This window comes from Lacrimispora sp. BS-2 (assembly GCF_040207125.1).
Taxonomy (GTDB): domain Bacteria; phylum Bacillota; class Clostridia; order Lachnospirales; family Lachnospiraceae; genus Lacrimispora.
The window spans coordinates 1,670,590-1,687,395 of record NZ_CP157940.1; the positions used below are offsets into that span (position 1 = coordinate 1,670,590).

At 42.6% G+C, this 16,806-nt stretch carries 14 protein-coding genes; 2 read left to right on the plus strand and 12 right to left on the minus strand.

Going from position 1 to position 16,806, the window contains the following annotated elements:
* Positions 1 to 473 precede the first annotated feature (473 nt).
* A complete protein-coding gene (locus tag ABFV83_RS07920; protein ID WP_349948344.1) occupies positions 474 to 1,661 on the minus strand; it encodes a phosphopentomutase in 1,188 nt (395 codons plus the stop codon).
* Positions 1,662 to 2,247: 586 nt separating this feature from the next.
* On the opposite strand from ABFV83_RS07920, the gene ABFV83_RS07925 reads away from it, so the two are divergent.
* Together ABFV83_RS07925 and ABFV83_RS07930 are read left to right on the plus strand one after the other, a co-directional pair.
* Positions 2,248 to 2,607, plus strand: coding sequence for a helix-turn-helix domain-containing protein (locus ABFV83_RS07925; RefSeq protein WP_349948345.1), 360 nt, complete (start codon positions 2,248 to 2,250; stop codon positions 2,605 to 2,607).
* A gap of 88 nt (positions 2,608 to 2,695) precedes the next feature.
* Complete coding sequence (locus tag ABFV83_RS07930; protein WP_349948892.1) at positions 2,696 to 3,115, plus strand: pyridoxamine 5'-phosphate oxidase family protein; 420 nt, start codon at positions 2,696 to 2,698, stop codon at positions 3,113 to 3,115.
* Positions 3,116 to 3,203: 88 nt separating this feature from the next.
* On the opposite strand, the gene rpoN is transcribed toward ABFV83_RS07930, so the two are convergent.
* The 11 genes from rpoN to nirJ2 all read right to left on the minus strand — a co-directional run bounded on the left by rpoN (position 3,204) and on the right by nirJ2 (position 16,529).
* Positions 3,204 to 4,574 (minus strand): RNA polymerase factor sigma-54, encoded by a 1,371-nt coding sequence (gene rpoN / locus ABFV83_RS07935; RefSeq protein ID WP_349948346.1) that lies wholly within the window; start codon positions 4,572 to 4,574, stop codon positions 3,204 to 3,206.
* Between the two features lie 247 nt (positions 4,575 to 4,821).
* Positions 4,822 to 5,850 (minus strand): D-cysteine desulfhydrase family protein, encoded by a 1,029-nt coding sequence (locus ABFV83_RS07940; protein WP_349948347.1) that lies wholly within the window; start codon positions 5,848 to 5,850, stop codon positions 4,822 to 4,824.
* Positions 5,851 to 5,969: 119 nt separating this feature from the next.
* Complete coding sequence (locus ABFV83_RS07945; RefSeq protein WP_349948348.1) at positions 5,970 to 7,280, minus strand: L-serine ammonia-lyase, iron-sulfur-dependent, subunit alpha; 1,311 nt, start codon at positions 7,278 to 7,280, stop codon at positions 5,970 to 5,972.
* A 157-nt stretch (positions 7,281 to 7,437) separates the two neighbouring features.
* Positions 7,438 to 7,695: a hypothetical protein gene (locus tag ABFV83_RS07950; RefSeq protein ID WP_054741057.1), complete on the minus strand. Its 258-nt coding sequence runs from the start codon at positions 7,693 to 7,695 to the stop codon at positions 7,438 to 7,440.
* Positions 7,696 to 7,713: 18 nt separating this feature from the next.
* Positions 7,714 to 8,988, minus strand: coding sequence for a dicarboxylate/amino acid:cation symporter (locus ABFV83_RS07955; RefSeq protein ID WP_349948349.1), 1,275 nt, complete (start codon positions 8,986 to 8,988; stop codon positions 7,714 to 7,716).
* A gap of 62 nt (positions 8,989 to 9,050) precedes the next feature.
* Positions 9,051 to 10,226, minus strand: a complete 1,176-nt coding sequence (locus tag ABFV83_RS07960; RefSeq protein ID WP_349948350.1) for a MalY/PatB family protein — start codon at positions 10,224 to 10,226, stop codon at positions 9,051 to 9,053.
* Positions 10,227 to 10,485: 259 nt separating this feature from the next.
* Positions 10,486 to 12,570 (minus strand): sigma 54-interacting transcriptional regulator, encoded by a 2,085-nt coding sequence (locus tag ABFV83_RS07965; RefSeq protein ID WP_349948351.1) that lies wholly within the window; start codon positions 12,568 to 12,570, stop codon positions 10,486 to 10,488.
* Positions 12,571 to 12,822: 252 nt separating this feature from the next.
* Positions 12,823 to 13,599: an ABC transporter ATP-binding protein gene (locus ABFV83_RS07970; RefSeq protein WP_349948352.1), complete on the minus strand. Its 777-nt coding sequence runs from the start codon at positions 13,597 to 13,599 to the stop codon at positions 12,823 to 12,825.
* Entirely contained in the window at positions 13,596 to 14,588 is a 993-nt protein-coding gene (locus ABFV83_RS07975) for an iron ABC transporter permease (protein WP_349948353.1), read from the minus strand. The genes ABFV83_RS07970 and ABFV83_RS07975 overlap by 4 nt, the downstream gene beginning before the upstream one ends.
* Positions 14,575 to 15,519, minus strand: a complete 945-nt coding sequence (locus ABFV83_RS07980; protein WP_349948354.1) for an ABC transporter substrate-binding protein — start codon at positions 15,517 to 15,519, stop codon at positions 14,575 to 14,577. The genes ABFV83_RS07975 and ABFV83_RS07980 overlap by 14 nt, the downstream gene beginning before the upstream one ends.
* Positions 15,516 to 16,529, minus strand: coding sequence for a putative heme d1 biosynthesis radical SAM protein NirJ2 (gene nirJ2, locus ABFV83_RS07985; RefSeq protein ID WP_349948355.1), 1,014 nt, complete (start codon positions 16,527 to 16,529; stop codon positions 15,516 to 15,518). Before nirJ2 ends, ABFV83_RS07980 begins: the two co-directional genes overlap by 4 nt.
* Positions 16,530 to 16,806 lie beyond the last annotated feature (277 nt).

Here is a 16,806-nt window from a genome sequence, read left to right on the forward strand (position 1 = left end):
TTCCATCAAAAATAGAATTAAATTAATAAGAATTGTTTGCAATCAAATTTATCCATGTTTTACTTATGTTTAAAGTGATGTATTAATTGTTTTTTACCATATATGATTCTTTCACAGCTAATTACAAAATAAAAAAGAAAACGGCAGCCTGTGAGCCGGATCCAGTAAAAAACTGTTCCTAACCAGCAGGGTTCCGTTTCCCCTTTCATCATTCTTTATAAAAAAACATCACCTTAAGTCTTGGCAGAATTCAGTACTCCTCCCCATTCCTGACCACCAGCTTTGCATCGGAAATCGGCGTAAAAAGCGAACCTGAGCCGGAAGCTTATTTGAAAGAAAATTATGGAGATCACTTTGTGCAGGAAAAATGAAACAAAAATACTTCCTGATGAAGAGCATATAAAAAGCACCTGACTTTACCTACGATAAATCATGTGAAAATTATCATAGACAAAGCGGTGCTTTTCGAAATCTTAAAGCAATTCTTCTATTGGCTCTCCAATCATATCCTGAGCTTTATTCAAACCGAAATTATCCAATACCGTTGCCCCGATCACTGCAAAAGTATTCTGTTCCTTTAATTCTCCGCAGCGGTCATAAGAGGGTGAATAGGCCAGGAAAGGCACCTTTTCCTTAGTATGGTCGCTTCCCTTAAAGGTAGGATCATTGCCATGGTCTGCCGTAATGAGAAGCAGATCATCCTCTTTTAAAAGTGGTAAAAGCTCTCCCAGCTTTTCATCGAACCGTTCCAGCTCAGCTCCGTAGCCAACTGGATCCCGGCGGTGTCCCCAAAGGGCATCAAAATCTACCAGGTTCACAAAGCACAGCCCTTCAAATTCCCTTTTTGCGATCTCTATGGTCTGTTCCATGCCATGAACACTGCTTTGGGATTTATTACCTTCGGTGAGTCCTTCGCCATCGAAAATATCATAGATCTTGCCTACGCTGATCACATCCAAGCCTGCGTCCTTTAATACATTAAGAGCAGTGGTTCCGAAAGGCTTTAAGGCATAATCATGGCGGTTTGGAGTTCTTTTAAACTCGCCTTTCTTCATGCCGACATAAGGTCTTGCAATGACCCTGCCCACCTTCCATTCATCCTTTAAGGTAAGCTCTCTTGCAATCTCACAGCAGCGGTAAAGCTCCTGTAGGCCAAAGGTTTCTTCGTTAGCACAGATCTGTAAAACCGAATCCGCAGAAGTGTAAACGATCATGTCCCCGGTAGCGATCTGATGCTCTCCCAGTTCATCCATGATTTCCGTACCGCTTGCAGATTTATTTCCCACAATCTTGTGTCCGGTGCGTTTTTCCAGCTCATCTAACAATTCCTTTGGAAAACCTGTCTCCGTAAACGTCTGGAAAGGCTTTGTAATGTAAAGCCCCATCATCTCCCAATGACCTGTCATGGTGTCCTTTCCCACGCTGGCTTCATTAAGCTTTCCATAATACGCCATGGGCTCAGCCACAGGCTTTACATGGCTTAAGGAACGCAGATTCCCCAGACCAAGCTTTTCTAAATTAGGCAGATTAAGATGATCCACTGTGGCATCAATATGGCCCAGAGTATCACTGCCTTCATCGCCGTACTCGGCGGCATTATCCATAGCACCTATTCCTAAAGAATCAATTACAACTACAAAAACACGTTTAAATCGTTTCATATTCCCTCCCTGCACATTAATCGCAGCATAAATTTTAATACAGTCCGCAAATAGTTACCTTCCCGGGTCCGTTAATAAACAGGCTCCCAGAGCAATCTTAATTATATTTTGGAAGCTTGTCTGTTACTATTATTTTATTCAATCATTTCCTGTATGACTCATGATATTTAAAACTAGGATACAGATCATCTTCATACCATACAAAAACGCTTCTAAGGACGCTATTGCAGGCCCTGCTGCTAAAAATTCAGTCATATTTCCTATACCGCCGGCATTACACCTGGCATAGGATCTTTTGAACATATCTTTCACTTTCATTATACAATTTTGTAGGATTTTTGCAATCTCTTTCTATGAACTTTTCAAACAAATCCCCTTGATTATGATCTGCACGAAAGGTCATGCCGGCATTGGCCTGTTTATTCAGGATAAATGATGTGCTCAAGCAAGCACTGGGGCAATGCACCCTTTCTTCCTTTCGCAATATCTCTCGTACTAACTTCTTCGTTGACAAAAGCCATAGGAAGAATTAAGATGTTTGTAATTGTAAGTGGCCGGAATTCGTATGAACTGCGCAGGTGAAGATATGAAAATACGCGATGAGTACACTTGTCCTCTGGAATTGACACATGATATTACAAAAGGCAAGTGGAAACCAATTATTTTATGGCAGCTGGGCAAGGGCTCTATGTCTTTGTCCCAGCTTGAAAAGGACATTAAAGGCATCAATCAGAAAATGCTTCTTGAACAGCTGAAAGAGCTGCTGGTTTATGGAATGATAGGCAAGCATTCTTTTGAAGGATATCCGCTGAAAGTAGAATATTATTTGACTGAACGCGGCAAAAGGTTATTGGATGCCATTACAATTATGCAAAGCATAGGCATTGACATTATGAAGGAACATGATATGATGGACTTTTTAAAAGAAAACGGTTTTATAGACTGAGCATACCCACAAAAATGTAAGTAATTTACTGCCCCGTTCTTTTGTGCTATGGTTTTCCCATAAACAGACTCAGGAGGGATTTAAAATGATGAGGGATGCAGAGAAAACCATCGGAAATTTAATTGACAAGCAGGGAGTTTCTTTTATAAGCTCATTGGATGATGAGGGGTTCCCCAATACAAAAGCAATGCTGCCGCCAAGAAAACGGGAGGGGATTAAGACCTTTTATTTTACTACAAATACATCCTCCATGCGTGTCAGGCAATTTCGCAGTAACCCAAAAGCATGTATCTACTTTTGCGACAAACGGTTCTTTCGGGGAGTTATGCTAAAGGGTACAATGGAGGTCTTAGAAGATCCGGAAAGTAAGGAAATGATCTGGCAAGATGGCGATACCATGTATTATCCTCAGGGCGTTACCGATCCGGATTATTGTGTGCTGAAGTTCATCGCCCAGACAGGCCGGTATTATTCTAATTTCAGTTCCGAAAACTTTATAATTGAATAAACCTTTTGCACAAATCCATAACCGGCCGGTCTGGCGCAGTCAATGAAGCATAGAAATAACGCGAAAAAGAGTCAGCCAAAAATATGATTTAGTTGACTCTTTTATTGATGTCATTTTTTATTTTTCTTTCAAAGCTGCCAGAGATCCCCAGCTCTTCACGATATTTGGCAATCACCCTGCGAGAAAGGCTATACCCCTTCTTACTAAGTAATTCTGCAAGCTTTGAATCACTATAGGGCTTTTCTTTATTCTCTTCATTCACCAGTTCACATATTAATTGTTTGACACCCTCCGAATTAATCAGGCTGCCGTCACCTGTGGGAACCGATGCGGAAAACAGGCTTTTCATCAGAATACAGCCTGCGGGGAACTGAAGATATTTGTCTTTTACAGCGCGGCTTATGGTCGAGGTGCTGACCGACAGCTTTTCTGACATTTGTGTCATGGTACATGGTTTTAGTTTGCCTGAATACCGAAAAAACCCATCCTGCTCTTCCAATATTGCATTTGTTATTTGAATAATGGTCTTGCGCCTCTGTTCCACTGCATGAGTGAGAAATCTTGCCCGCTCCAACTTTTTCTTAAAGTATTCAAACAGCTCCGGCTCTTTTACTTCCGCCATCATCTGGAGATAATAATCGTTTAACTGATAGTTTCCGCACCAATTGTCATTGATTTCTATATTCCATTTCCCATCCGGATCCATTGTAACGATAACATCCGGAATAATGTATTGCTTTTCGTTCTCTCCAAACCCTTGCAGGGGTCTTGGATTTAATGTGCTGATAAGAGCAACATATCTCCTTGCCTGTGCAGATGAAATATCCAATGCACGGGTAATTGAACTTATCTTCCCCTGGGATATGTCCGTTAAATGATGGGAAATCATGTATTTTAGTTTTTCATCATCCAGTCCCAGTGTTTCAATCTGAATTAATAAGCATTCTGCCAGATTTTTTGCAAAAATGCCGTTTGGTTCCAGCTTTTTTAGATCCAATAAACAACTTTCCGTTACCTGCTCATCTACACCGGTCAGCTGGGCAATCTCCGGAATCTCCAAATCTATAAACCCATTACGATCAAGGCTCTGTATTAAAAAATCAATAACCTTTAATTGTTTATCTGAGTAACGGTCTAACTCCAGCTGTTCATAAACATAGGTATAAATATTTTTCGTATTAGAAGTGTCAAGGGCCTGGTCGCTTCCCTCACTGCCTTCTTCATAAAACCCGGCGGTATTCTTTAAAGGCTCGCAGTTATTCGAATGATACCATGCCTGATAATCTTCCTGACCATAAGATTCAGCTCCGGTATTTGTCAGCTCCAGCAAAGGATTTTCCATATATTCATTTTCCATATACCGGTTCAGCTCACAATTACATAATGCAAGTAATTCCAGAGAAGATATCTGGTTTTGAGACAGTAACTGACGTTGTTCAACCGTTAATTTATGTTTCATGGCAGCCTCCCTCCTTATTTATCCGGCGTATCAAATTACATCCATTGCATTACAGATATGATACCATCCGATTATATTATATAACAAAATCCATGACAGCACTAATATTTTTTATCATTTTCTGTACTTTAATTGATCGGGATCATTCCGTATCATCCAGGCAAAAAGAGCGAAGCTGCATATGGCCCCGCTCATTTTTCCATGAAGAACATTCTGCACAAAGGACTTTTTTATACCGTCACTTTATTTATTCAAGAATTGTAACCCCATCAATTAATTCCTTTTCAAATTCCACCCTGTGATGCTTTGTGTATAATCCTGGTGCACCGCCTGTGTGAATCATGATGATCTTCTCACCTTTTTTGATTTTCCCTTCCATAACCATATCAAGGATGGCTGCAAAGCATTTTCCAGTGTAACAGGGATCAAGCAGGATGGCTTCTTTTCCTGCCAAGCGACAAACAGCATCCCTTACCTCCTTTGAAGGAAGATTGTATCCGCCCCGGACATAATCTTTTTCAATGTCAAAATCTTTCAGCCCAGCGCTTATTTTCATACCATATTTTTCTTTTACGCCGTCAAACAGTTCAACAATACCATGCTCCTTGTTTTCATCAAACGGAGAAATCGCAATACCTGTTAATTTTAAGCCGGAGTCTTCATTATGGAATCCGCAATACAGGCCCATATAGGTCCCTAAGCTGCCCACGGCAGAAATAACCCGTGCATCACCGATTCCCATGGCAGCCGCCTGCTTTGTAACCTCAACCGCGCATTCATAGTATCCCAGAATGCCAACATCATCGGAACCGCCAAGGGGTATGTAATAAACGGTTTCTCCCTGAGCCTCATATTTTTTGACGGTATCCTTAACCAGCTCCTTATACTGTTCAGGAGACGGACGGCCATCATCCTTTTTTATGATTACTTCAGCACCCATTAACCGGTCTAACAGTAAGTTGGCCGATAATTCTCCCGGATAATCTCCGATTGCAACAATCGCACATCTCATGTTGTATTTAGCTGCCACAGCAGCTGTTAACCGGCCATGATTTGTTTGAACTCCGCCCTCAGTAACAAGCATGGTTGCCCCTTTGTTCTGCGCCTCCTTTAAAATATATTCCAGCTTTCTAAGCTTATTGCCTCCCATTCCCAGACCAGTCATATCATCACGTTTAAGATACAATTGGATTCCTAACTCTTCTGAGATATTTTTAAGATACTCCAAGGGCGTGGGTAAATTCAAAAATGAGACTTTCTCCTGACCTAAAACCATTATAATGCCTCCTTATAGATGCTGTTAATAATACACCAATACCAGCCAATACCGGGCCTCATGTACATTACATGTGCCCCTGGCTGTATATATTCTAAAAAATTATCTATTCTTTATGATTACTCACCAATCATTATCTTTACAATTTCACGGTCCGTTTCACGCATTCCGTCCTTACCAAGCCGTCCCACATTACGTATGGTCTCCTCAACATCACGGTTAATAATTCCTTCGCCACAGCGGAACTGCTGCTCACCATTTTTAAACATGTCATGGCCTAAAAGCCCTGCCATAACACTGGTGGCTATTTTCCCTGCACAGGAAGGCTTCGCGCCGTCACAGATCATGCCAGAGGTAATTACAACAGAATTAACAAGAGTATGTGCTATCTCCTCATATCCGCCGCCTAATAAATAGGTGATACCACACGCGGCGGCACATCCGGCACTGACAGCGCCGCAGTAAGCGGATAAACGGCCAATTCCAGTCTTTTCATGAATGGATACCAGGTTTGCCAGGGCGAGAGCACGATATAATTTATCCTTTGCTGCACCCAGATCATTTGCGTACTCAATGACAGGCACTGAAACCGTGATCCCCTGATTTCCGCTGCCGGAGTTAATAATTACCGGAAGTTCACATCCGCTCATTCTGGCATCACTGCCGGCCGCTGCCTTGGCAATTGCGCGGTTACGGACATCCTTCCCATAAGAGGCCATCCAGGTGCTTCCAATGTTTGCACCATAGTTATTTTTTAATCCCTCTTCAGCAATCGCCATGTTATACTCAATTTGAGGATCTAAAATGTCTTTCACATCATCAACCTGCAAAGTATCTGCAAATTCGATTATATCTTTTAAGTTTAACAGGCTTTTATCTGTGAGACCTACCTCCTGAGTTTTTTCAATGGCATTTTCACTCCCCGGTTCACTGCCGTCTTCCAGATCAAATAATGTTTCTCCATTTTTCTCGATCAATATGATGTTTGTATGATACTGGGCAATTCTCAGTTTCACATACTCATTCCCTTTAAATAAAATGAGTACAATGTCAAATGTCAGTTCTCCGTCAATCGCTTTTACAGTTATCGGCACATTTTTAATATAGTCTCTTATCTCTGACTTTTTCTCGTTGCTGACTACCGAAATAACCTCCAGAATCTTTGCTGCGTCACCAGCAACGATTCCTGCTGCTACTGCTGCCTCAATTCCTTTCAGGCCAGCCGTATTGGGCACTACAACGCTCTTTACATTTTTAATAATATTATAGCTTACATTTACTTCTACTTTATCGGGCAGACTGCCAAGCACTTCTCTCGCTTTTGCCGCACCATATCCTAAGGCAATCGGTTCCGTACATCCCATCGCCGGCACCAACTCTTCTGTTAAAATCTTCACATAAGTTGTATAGCGTAAATCTTTCGTATCCATATCAATTCTCCCCATTACCTCAGACTTCCGGTTTGATATCTGTCATTTAAAAAAGCGGGGATTTGTGGAGGATTATTGGCAGCATCAGATTATGAAATCTAATGTTCTTATATATCCCCGCTTTTTTAATTCAGAACCTGCGCACTCCTTATGGATATTATAACTTTCCTAATACCTCATCCAGATCTAAGGTCTTGGTTCCGTCTTCAAGTATAAAAAATGGAATTCCAATCCCACCGTTTCTTTTAACCGCTTCATATGCTGGTTCTGTTTCACGGGCAGCAAGATATGCTTTTAAATCCTTTAAATCTGCTGATAAATTTTTGAAATCCACGCTGGCTTTCTTATCAATCAGCTTATGCAGTGCATACAGTGTGTCTGGACATAAGTGGCTTCCAATAATTGTTATTTTCATAGTTATTCTTCCTTCCTCTTAAGCAGTGATATCTGTTTTTTCAGCTGATTCTTTGTTGTTGCCTTTTAAGTGATTATTGATCCATTCTTTCCCTTCAACCATTCTGGCCACCATCATGGAAGCAATCGCATCACCAGAAGAATTTAAGCAGGTAGCTGCAGGGTCAAACAGAAAACCTAAGGTTGCGATTAAAGGAAATGCCTCTGGCGGAAATCCAAAAAGACTGACAATCAGCATTTCACCTACCAGGCCGCCGCCCGGTGCTCCGGATAATACAAATGCAGACAAAATAGCTACAACAATTGACATGGCATAAGTTCCAATGCCTGTAAAGGGCTGATGAAACACTCCAAATAAAAATGCAATTTTAACAATCGAAGATAATACCGAACCATCCATATGCATGGTTGCTCCCATTGGAAGTACAATTTCCCTAATATCTTTTGGAACTCCCATTTTGTCGCAGGCATCCAGATTTACCGGCAGAGCAGCCATTGAGCTTTGAGTTGCAAAAGCCGTCAGTGCAGGAGTAGGAACAAATTTCATCATACGGCGGACCGCTTCTTTTCCACCTGCCATGTAGGAATACAATGGAAAGAATATTACCACATAAATCAAACAGAGCGGATAATACAAGATCATGGAACGGCCGTAATCACCAATCAGGCTTGGTCCGAACTCACCTATTAAGTTGGCAAAATATGCACCCAGACCAATGGGGGCAAACTTCATGATTAAATTAACCATTTTCATGATAACATCATTTAGGTTTATAAGCATTTTACCAACAGGGCTTTCGTCACCGCCGCATGCACTGACACAGAATCCGAGCATGACAGAAAAAATAATCAATGGAAGCATGTTCTGGCGGCTTAAAAGATCGGGAAAATCAGAAACAGTAAGAGCTCCCACAATCATGTCACCAACAGCAGCCGCTTCTCCAACTTCCGCCGGACCCATAGCAATTGAGGTACTTGCTGCAGGCGGGAAAATATTCACTGCAAACAGGACAAGTACAGCTGCGACAGCACCGGTTCCGATAAAAACAACAATAAGATTTACTAAAATACTTCCAAGACGTTTCATATTTACCATGCTTCCGACAGCACTGGAGATAGAAACCATGACCATTGGCACAACGATTGTGAACATTAAGTTAAGGAAAATATCGCCAAGCGGCTTAACAATTTTAGCCTTCTCTCCTGCAATCAAGCCAAAACCTGATCCGATCAGGATACCCAATACCAACAGGATAGGGAACCGATAGCTTTTCCAGACATCTTTTTTATTCATAAGTACACTTCTCCTTTTCACCCCAAAATTTTGAATTTAAGTGACTTTTATAAGTATTTATCTCACAGACTATTTACTGCATCCTCCAGCTGTTTCATGGCTTTTGCAAGCACGCTTCGCGGACATGCTGCATTGAGTCTCATATAACCGGAAAGACTGCGGCCAAAGGTATAGCCTTCATTTAATCCCAGCTTTGCTTCTTCAATCATAAATTTTCTTAATCTTTCATTATTCATTCCCAATTCCCGGCAATCCAGCCATACCAGATAAGTAGCATCCGGTACATTGGGTTTGATTTTTGGAATGTACTTCTCACAATACTCCCTGATAAAATCAAAGTTTTCAGAAATATATGGAAGCAACTGCTCTAACCACTCTTCCCCTTCATTAAATGCCGCTTCCATAGCAACTGAGCTAAATGCATTATTCCTGTGAATGTCTAAATTCATCCAGAACTTATCAAAAGCAGCCTTCATTTCCAGGCTGGGAAAAACAGTGGTTGATGCCTGTAATCCTGCAAGATTAAATGTCTTGGTACCTGAAATGCAGCTTATGACATGATCCTTTGCCTTTTCTGATATCATAGCTGTTGGAGTATGTTTTTTGCCATGAAACACCAGATCAGAATGTATTTCATCAGAAACCATCAGCACATCATTGGCATAACAGATTTCAAACATCTTCTGAAGCTGCTCTTTTGTCCAGACAATTCCAAGAGGATTATGAGGATTGCATAAAAGAAAGATTTTTACCTTCGGATCTTTTGCTTTCTCCTCAAAATCCGCAAAATCAACCGTCCATTTTCCTTCCTCTTCAACCAGCTGGTTTTCAACCACCTTTCTTTCCCATGCTTCTGTAACATCATAGAATTCAGAATACACAGGAGTCTGAATCATAATGGAGTCCCCTTCCTTGGTAAACACCTTGACAATGGAAGACAGTGCCGGTACAACTCCCAGGCTCCAGCTTACTTTTTCCTTGTCAATCTTCCAGCCATGCCTGCGGTACTGCCAGCCAAGTATGGCATCAAAATAGGAGTCAGGCCGGCATGTATATCCCCATATCCCTTCCATTGCTTTTTCCACGCATGCATTAATGATTGGCTGTGCAGTCTGGAAATCCATATCTGCGATCCAAAGCGGAATCACATCCGTGGTGCCAAACTTTTTCTGCCTTTCATCGTATTTTCCTGCGCGGTTATTGCTTCGGTCAACTACGATGTCAAAATTGTACTTCATATATAGCTCCTTTCAGTTTTATACTTTTATATAGAGCAATACACGTGCCAACTTTTTATCAACAAGAAAAAATATAAATAAAAACGTAGAAAAAGCCTGCAAATGCTGCCTTTTCTACGTTTATCCTTTTGTTATATCTTGTAGAATTTTGACGTGAAAGGAAAAACTTTTCTTTTTGGTTGTCAACTGGTTATAAATAGGTCGTAAATGGTTTGTTAATCAATTACTATATGGTTGTGTACCGGATTATCTTAGCCAATTAATTCATTATCCAATCGACTCCTTTTTTGGTAATGCTGCTTCCTCCTCTGCCTCTTGAGACAATTACGTAGCCCTTTTCCTCTAATCTGCCTAATATTTTACGCACCTGAGGCTGAGTTAACCTTATCCTGCGCTTCTGTGCCTCCAACAGAATTTTATCCCGTCCAATGGATTGTCCTGTACGTTCTGCATCGTAAAGAATCTCCAGAATCACCCGCTCCTGTTCGGTTGGCATGTGGGATGTGCTTTGGTACTGAGGCGGCTTATCTGCGGCATGGATATTCCTTTCAGTATCTTTTATTCCATTCGTCTCTTCTCTGTATTTGCTTATTCGAAAAACCGGAGGCAAATCATCAATTGTTATTACGGTATGACCAGTGAAACACAAATAATCCACCACATTACGCAATTCCCGTATATTCCCCGGCCACTGGTATTTACGGAACAACTCCTTGATATCATCACTTAACCGGAATTTTCCCCCAAGTTCCTTTCGAAAACTTTCCAGAATTAAGAATACATCTTCCTCTCTCTTTCGAAGCGGCGGGATTAACACCGGCAAAGCATTGAGTCTGTAATAAAGATCCTGACGGAACGTGCCTTCCGCTACTTTTTCCTCAAGTTCTTCATTGGTTGCGGCAACAATCCGCACATCAACATGAATGATTTGATTTCCGCCGACCCGCATGATTTCACGTTCCTGCAAAACACGCAGCAGCTTTACCTGCAGCGCCGGACTCATGCCCTCCACTTCGTCTAAGAACAGAGTTCCCTGATGAGCGAATTCAAACAAACCCGGACGTCCTCCTTTTTTCGCACCGGTAAAGGCACCTTCTTCATAACCAAACAGCTCACTCTCCAATAAATTCTCCGGCATGGCTGCACAATTGATTGCCACAAAGGGCTGATCCCTGCGCTTTGATGCATTATGAACCGAATGTGCAAACAGCTCCTTGCCGGTTCCTGTTTCCCCGATTAACAAGACCGGAGATTCTGTGCAAGCCATTTTATTTAAAATAAATTTAGTCTTTAATATGGGCTCTGACTCTCCAATTACATCATCAAAACAATATTTGGCCCTATGCCCCTGGCCCTTTTTCATCAATTGAACCCGCAGCTCATTTTGACGGCGCTCCATGTCATTAAACTTTTGTAAAATGGCAAATGCACCAACGCAGGTCTCCCGCCTTAAGACCGGACGCACGTAAAGGCTTACCAGATTGCCTGCAACTCTCACAACCTGGGGATTTGTCTCCTTTTTCTCCTCTAAGCATTTCCGGAATGGTATATAGGGAAATACTTTTTCCCCCATGGTTAAAAGACTGCGATTTTCAGGAACACAGGTGATATCCACAGCATTTTTGTTGATTGCATATATTTCTCCATGTTCATTTACCGCGATTACGCCCTGATCAAGTACTTCCATAAGAATATCAAACTGGCTTTCCAATCTTCTGGAACGGTTAAACATCTGATCAAAATAATAGGTATTGGTACATACCGACTCCTGATACTGTTTAAACTCAGCTTCTTCCAGCAAATCGTCAAACCCCAGCCTGAAAGCGGCTTCAATCATGGTATCCGCAGAGCAGGTTCTCTGTCCCAGATTTATAATTGTGGGAATTCCACCTGGCACATAACGCTCTTCATCCGGAGTAACGGCAATCTCTGCCATATCAGTCAGCTTGCTTCCCGGTGCATAGAGTATAAACTTTAAATGGGTAATCCCAAGCTGTTCCAGCTGTGTCACTGCTTCTCTTGCCATTACCTCGGTGATATTAACGAAAATAACTTTCGTTCCCTTTGGAATCTCTTCCAAACGGCGCACTGCTTCCTTGAAATACGTAACCTGAATTTCCATCCGTTGTGCATCAGCCGGAATATACCGGTCCGGATCCCCCATGGCATCAAAAGCATCCGTTGAACCCATATATAAATCGCTGGGTTCCATATTAGCGGCCGTTCCATCCATCATGCTATAGTTTCGTACAACAACTCGTTCCCCAAATACCGACCGAACCTGTCCGGCATATGCTTTTCCCGCAAACGGGTCTAATGCAATAACCGCAATTCTCTTTTTCATGCTTTACCTTCCTGTAACAATATAAGCCTCCAACATCAGTCCACGCTTCTCTTACTCCAGTTATCTCTAGTATAACATAGCAAAAAAAGCAGGTAAAGATATACCTGCAGATCATTTCTGTCTGAAACAGGTGGTCACTGGATATACGTCTGACCTTTTAAAAGCGATTGATATAAATTTCTCCGGTATAAGTTATTATACGGAATTTTTTCAAAAGCAAATAGGATTCTCCATATAAGCGGCTGACGCCTTTTAAAATTTAAAGGAATAATAATAAGACTTCCCCTTTTCCGTCAGCCGCCGGATATCTACCTTAAAGATATCACTGATACAGCTATGAACCCTGCGGTCGAAGGCTTCCTCATAAGCGACCACCTTTCCCTTTTCCATCACAGCCAGCCGGTCTGAATAATTAAGAGCCAGATTGAGATCATGTAAAACCAGAACAATGGTCTTTCCAAGCTTCCTGTTTAAGCTGCTGATAAGCTCCATAATTTCGTAGGAAACATGAATATCAAGATAGGTTGTGGGTTCATCCAGAAAAATGACCGGAGTATCCTGAGCCAGCACCATGGCGAGAAAAACGCGCTGGCGCTCTCCCCCAGAAAGCTGGCGCATGTTTTTGTTTCGAAGCGACTGGCAGCAGGTCATTTTCATGGCATATTCCGCCAGCCGCTTATCCTCTGCAGAAGAAAAACTGACCGGAGACTGATGAGGATATCTTCCTGACATCACCGCATCTTCCACTGCCATATCCGGGATGTGGCTGCTTTGAAGCAGCACGGATACGTTCCTGGCAAACTCCTTCCGTTTCATGCCGCCGATCTCTTTATTCTCTAAAAACACCTTTCCCTTATCAGGCTGCAAAAGCCGGGAAGAAAGTTTTAACACGGTGCTCTTTCCGCATCCATTGGGTCCGACGATGGTGGTTATCTTTCCTTTTTCAAAATTTAAGTCCATATCACGGATCAGCGGCTGCCTGTTATAAGAATAAGTCACATCCTCAAGCCTGATCATAATTTCCATCATTCCTTCCGCCTGTTTTTAAGAATCAGATAAAGAAAAAACGGTCCTCCCATAAAGGACATCAAAATACCCACCGGCAGCTCATAAGGCAGAAATAAGGTCCTTGCCAGCAAATCACATAAAATAACGAACATCCCTCCTGTCAGGGCGCTGGCAGGGAGGACGAACCGGTTGTCCTTGCCGATCATTAATTTTACCCCATGGGGAACCAGCAGGCCTGCAAAGCCGATCATACCGGCAAAGCTGACGGCCGCGCCTGCAAGGATGGCTGCAATGGCCAGGTAGATGCACCGGCAGGCATTTACATTCATGCCCAGGGCTTTTGCGCTGTCCCCGCCAAGATTTAAAATGTTAAGACCCTTGGAACAGAGCATCGCCAGAATAAAGCCTGCAATAATAAAAACCGAGGGATAAACAAGAACATTTGAAGTAACAGAGGATAGTCCTCCTACCAGAAAATTTCCCGCACCTACGTAAGCATCCGGGTATAAAATCATAACCGTATTCATTCCCGCGCTGAAAATACTGTTAACCGCAAAGCCTGTTAAAACCAGAAGGACTCTTGACAATCTGCCGGTCATGGTAATGGCAAGAACCAGCATACAGGCAAGGAGTGCACCGAAAAATGCCGATAAAGGCAGGAAAAGCGGGTCTGGCGGCAGAAATGCAGATGCCAGCAGAACAAAAAATCCTGCCCCTGCATTTACTCCTATGATATTAGGGCTTGCCAGAGGATTGTTTAACACGGACTGAATGATCCCACCGGACACCGAAAGGGCACTTCCTGCAAGAAGGGCGGCTGTAACTCTCGGCAGGCGGATCGTAAGGAGGATCCGGTATAAAAAATCATCAGCATCCCCAGCGGTCAGGGTTGCAATGAGATCAGATGGCCTGATATTGCTGGTTCCAAGGCACAGTCCCAGCAAAATTGAAACCACAAGTCCTGCCGCCGACAAAAGGATAAGCAGCCCCGCCTTTTTATTTCTTTCCATAAAGAATCTCCGAAAGGTATTGATAGCTTTCTCCCCATTTTTCATTGGGTTTATAAAGGAACTTTTCCTTTGGCAGAAGAATGTAACGGTTATTTTTGACGGCAGTAAGGCCATTCCATGCCGGATTCTTTTCAATGCTTTCCTCTAAATTTTTCATTGCAAGGGCATCGTCATTTCCCATGGGGATCACAAAAATATAATCCGGATCTTCTTTTATGATGCTTTCCATGCTGAACTCCTTTAACAGGCTCTGATTCTCGTCGGCTATATTTTTACAGCCCAGGTCATGTAACATTTTTCCTGTCATGGTCCTGGAATTTTGCGCCACCGCTCCACCGGAGTAAGTTATGAGAAGTAAAACAGAGGGCGGCTCCTGATTCTTTGTGCCGGCAAGGATTTCCTCAATCTCTGTTTTTATATCCAAACCTTTTTTCTGATACATCTCTTTTCTCCCGGTTATTTCCGTACAGGTTTTAAGCATGGACAGATAGTCTTCAAAATATGTCACTTTAAAATAAGCAGCCGTAATACCTGCCTGTTTCAAAACCTCTTTGAGCGCTGTATGTTCCTTGGTTTCTGATGACAATAAAACCAGCTCCGGATTTAAAGCTATGATTTTTTCCACATTGGGACTGTTATATTTCCCTACAGAAACAGTTTCCTCTGAAAGTTCCATCCCTCTTTCATTAAATGCATCGTCCGTAACACCGGAAAGCCTGCCTCCGGCTGCCTGCCAGACTTCTGCAAAGCTCCCCATTAAAGCCACCACATGCTCCGGATTCCTGACCGCCACCTCCTGGCCCAGGGCATCGGTAAAGCAATACCCCTCCGGTATCTCATCAACCGGTTTCCCAGTCCTGCCGCCGCATCCGGCAAGCATATTTACTATCACAAAAAGCATCACTGCATACACCATGGTTATTTTCTTCAATTTATCAAGAAACCTCCCTTGCATAATTGTTTTCCGTAAGCGCAATAGCTGTCTTCCGACATATAATCACCGTCATTATAATATCCTGCCCGAGCGCGGCAGCCTCCGCACTCTTTCCCGTATATGCAGTCACGGCATGTCCCCTTGTAATCCCGGGTGCGCAGGGTTTTAAACAGGCTGCTGTTTTTCCATATCTCATCAAAGGGTTCTTTGCGGACATCTCCTGCTTCCTCGATCATATAGGCACAGGGGCGGACCTTTCCTACAGGGCTTACCACGCAGTAGGAAAGCCCGGCGAGACAGCCTCTGGTAAAGCGGGTATCCACCTCCAACTCCTTTGCCACTCTGGTAAATTGAGGGGCGCAGGTAGGCTTTATATCAATGGGAACCTCCTTCTGCTTCTTCATAATGGTCTTAAGAAGTCTTTCGTACTCCATAACTTTCAGCGAAGTTTCTTCCAGATATCTCCCCCTGCCAACGGGAATCAGAAAAAACAGGTAATTGGCTACCGCACCTGATTTCACGCTGAAATCAATGATATCTTCCACTTCTTCCTGATTCCAATCCATGATCGTCGTATGTATCTGAAAGGGCAAGCCGGCTTTTTTACAATTCCCGATCCCTTCTAAGGTCAGCCGGTATGCATTCTCATCTCCCCTGAACCTGTTATGCTTTTGTTCATCCAGGCTGTCAAGGCTGATTCCCATAACTGCTGCTCCGCATTTTTTCAGCCTTTTGGCCGCCTCCTCAGTAATCAGCATTCCATTGGTACCAAAAACAGGCCGAAGGCCCGCACCGGCCGCATAGGATACCAGGGTATAAATGTCCGGGCGCATCAGCGGCTCCCCTCCGCTGAATATCATAATGCGAAAACCGGTCCCGGCGATTTCATCGATCAGCTTTTTGGCTTCCTCCGTTGTTAATTCATCCGCCTTTTTACTGCCGGCATCCTGGTAACAATGCCTGCATTTAAGATTACACTGGTTTGTTGTCATCCATGAAACAATCATATGCTTTCTCCTTGTACTATACTTAAACCATTTAATTCATCTTAATTGCATCAGTCCCTTTTCATTCCATAAATTTTTGATTTTTTATCAGCACTATAAAAAACGCTCTTTACAGTACCTTCTATATTTAATTGGAAAAACAGCATTTTGGAAGCTGCATCCATTATAAATTCCTGCATTCCGGCCCCAAAACCTGTGGAAATACAGATAAATTTTTTAACCTTTCAAGAAAAACAGGCATAATTTTACTGAATCTAATAAATATTATCAATTACAA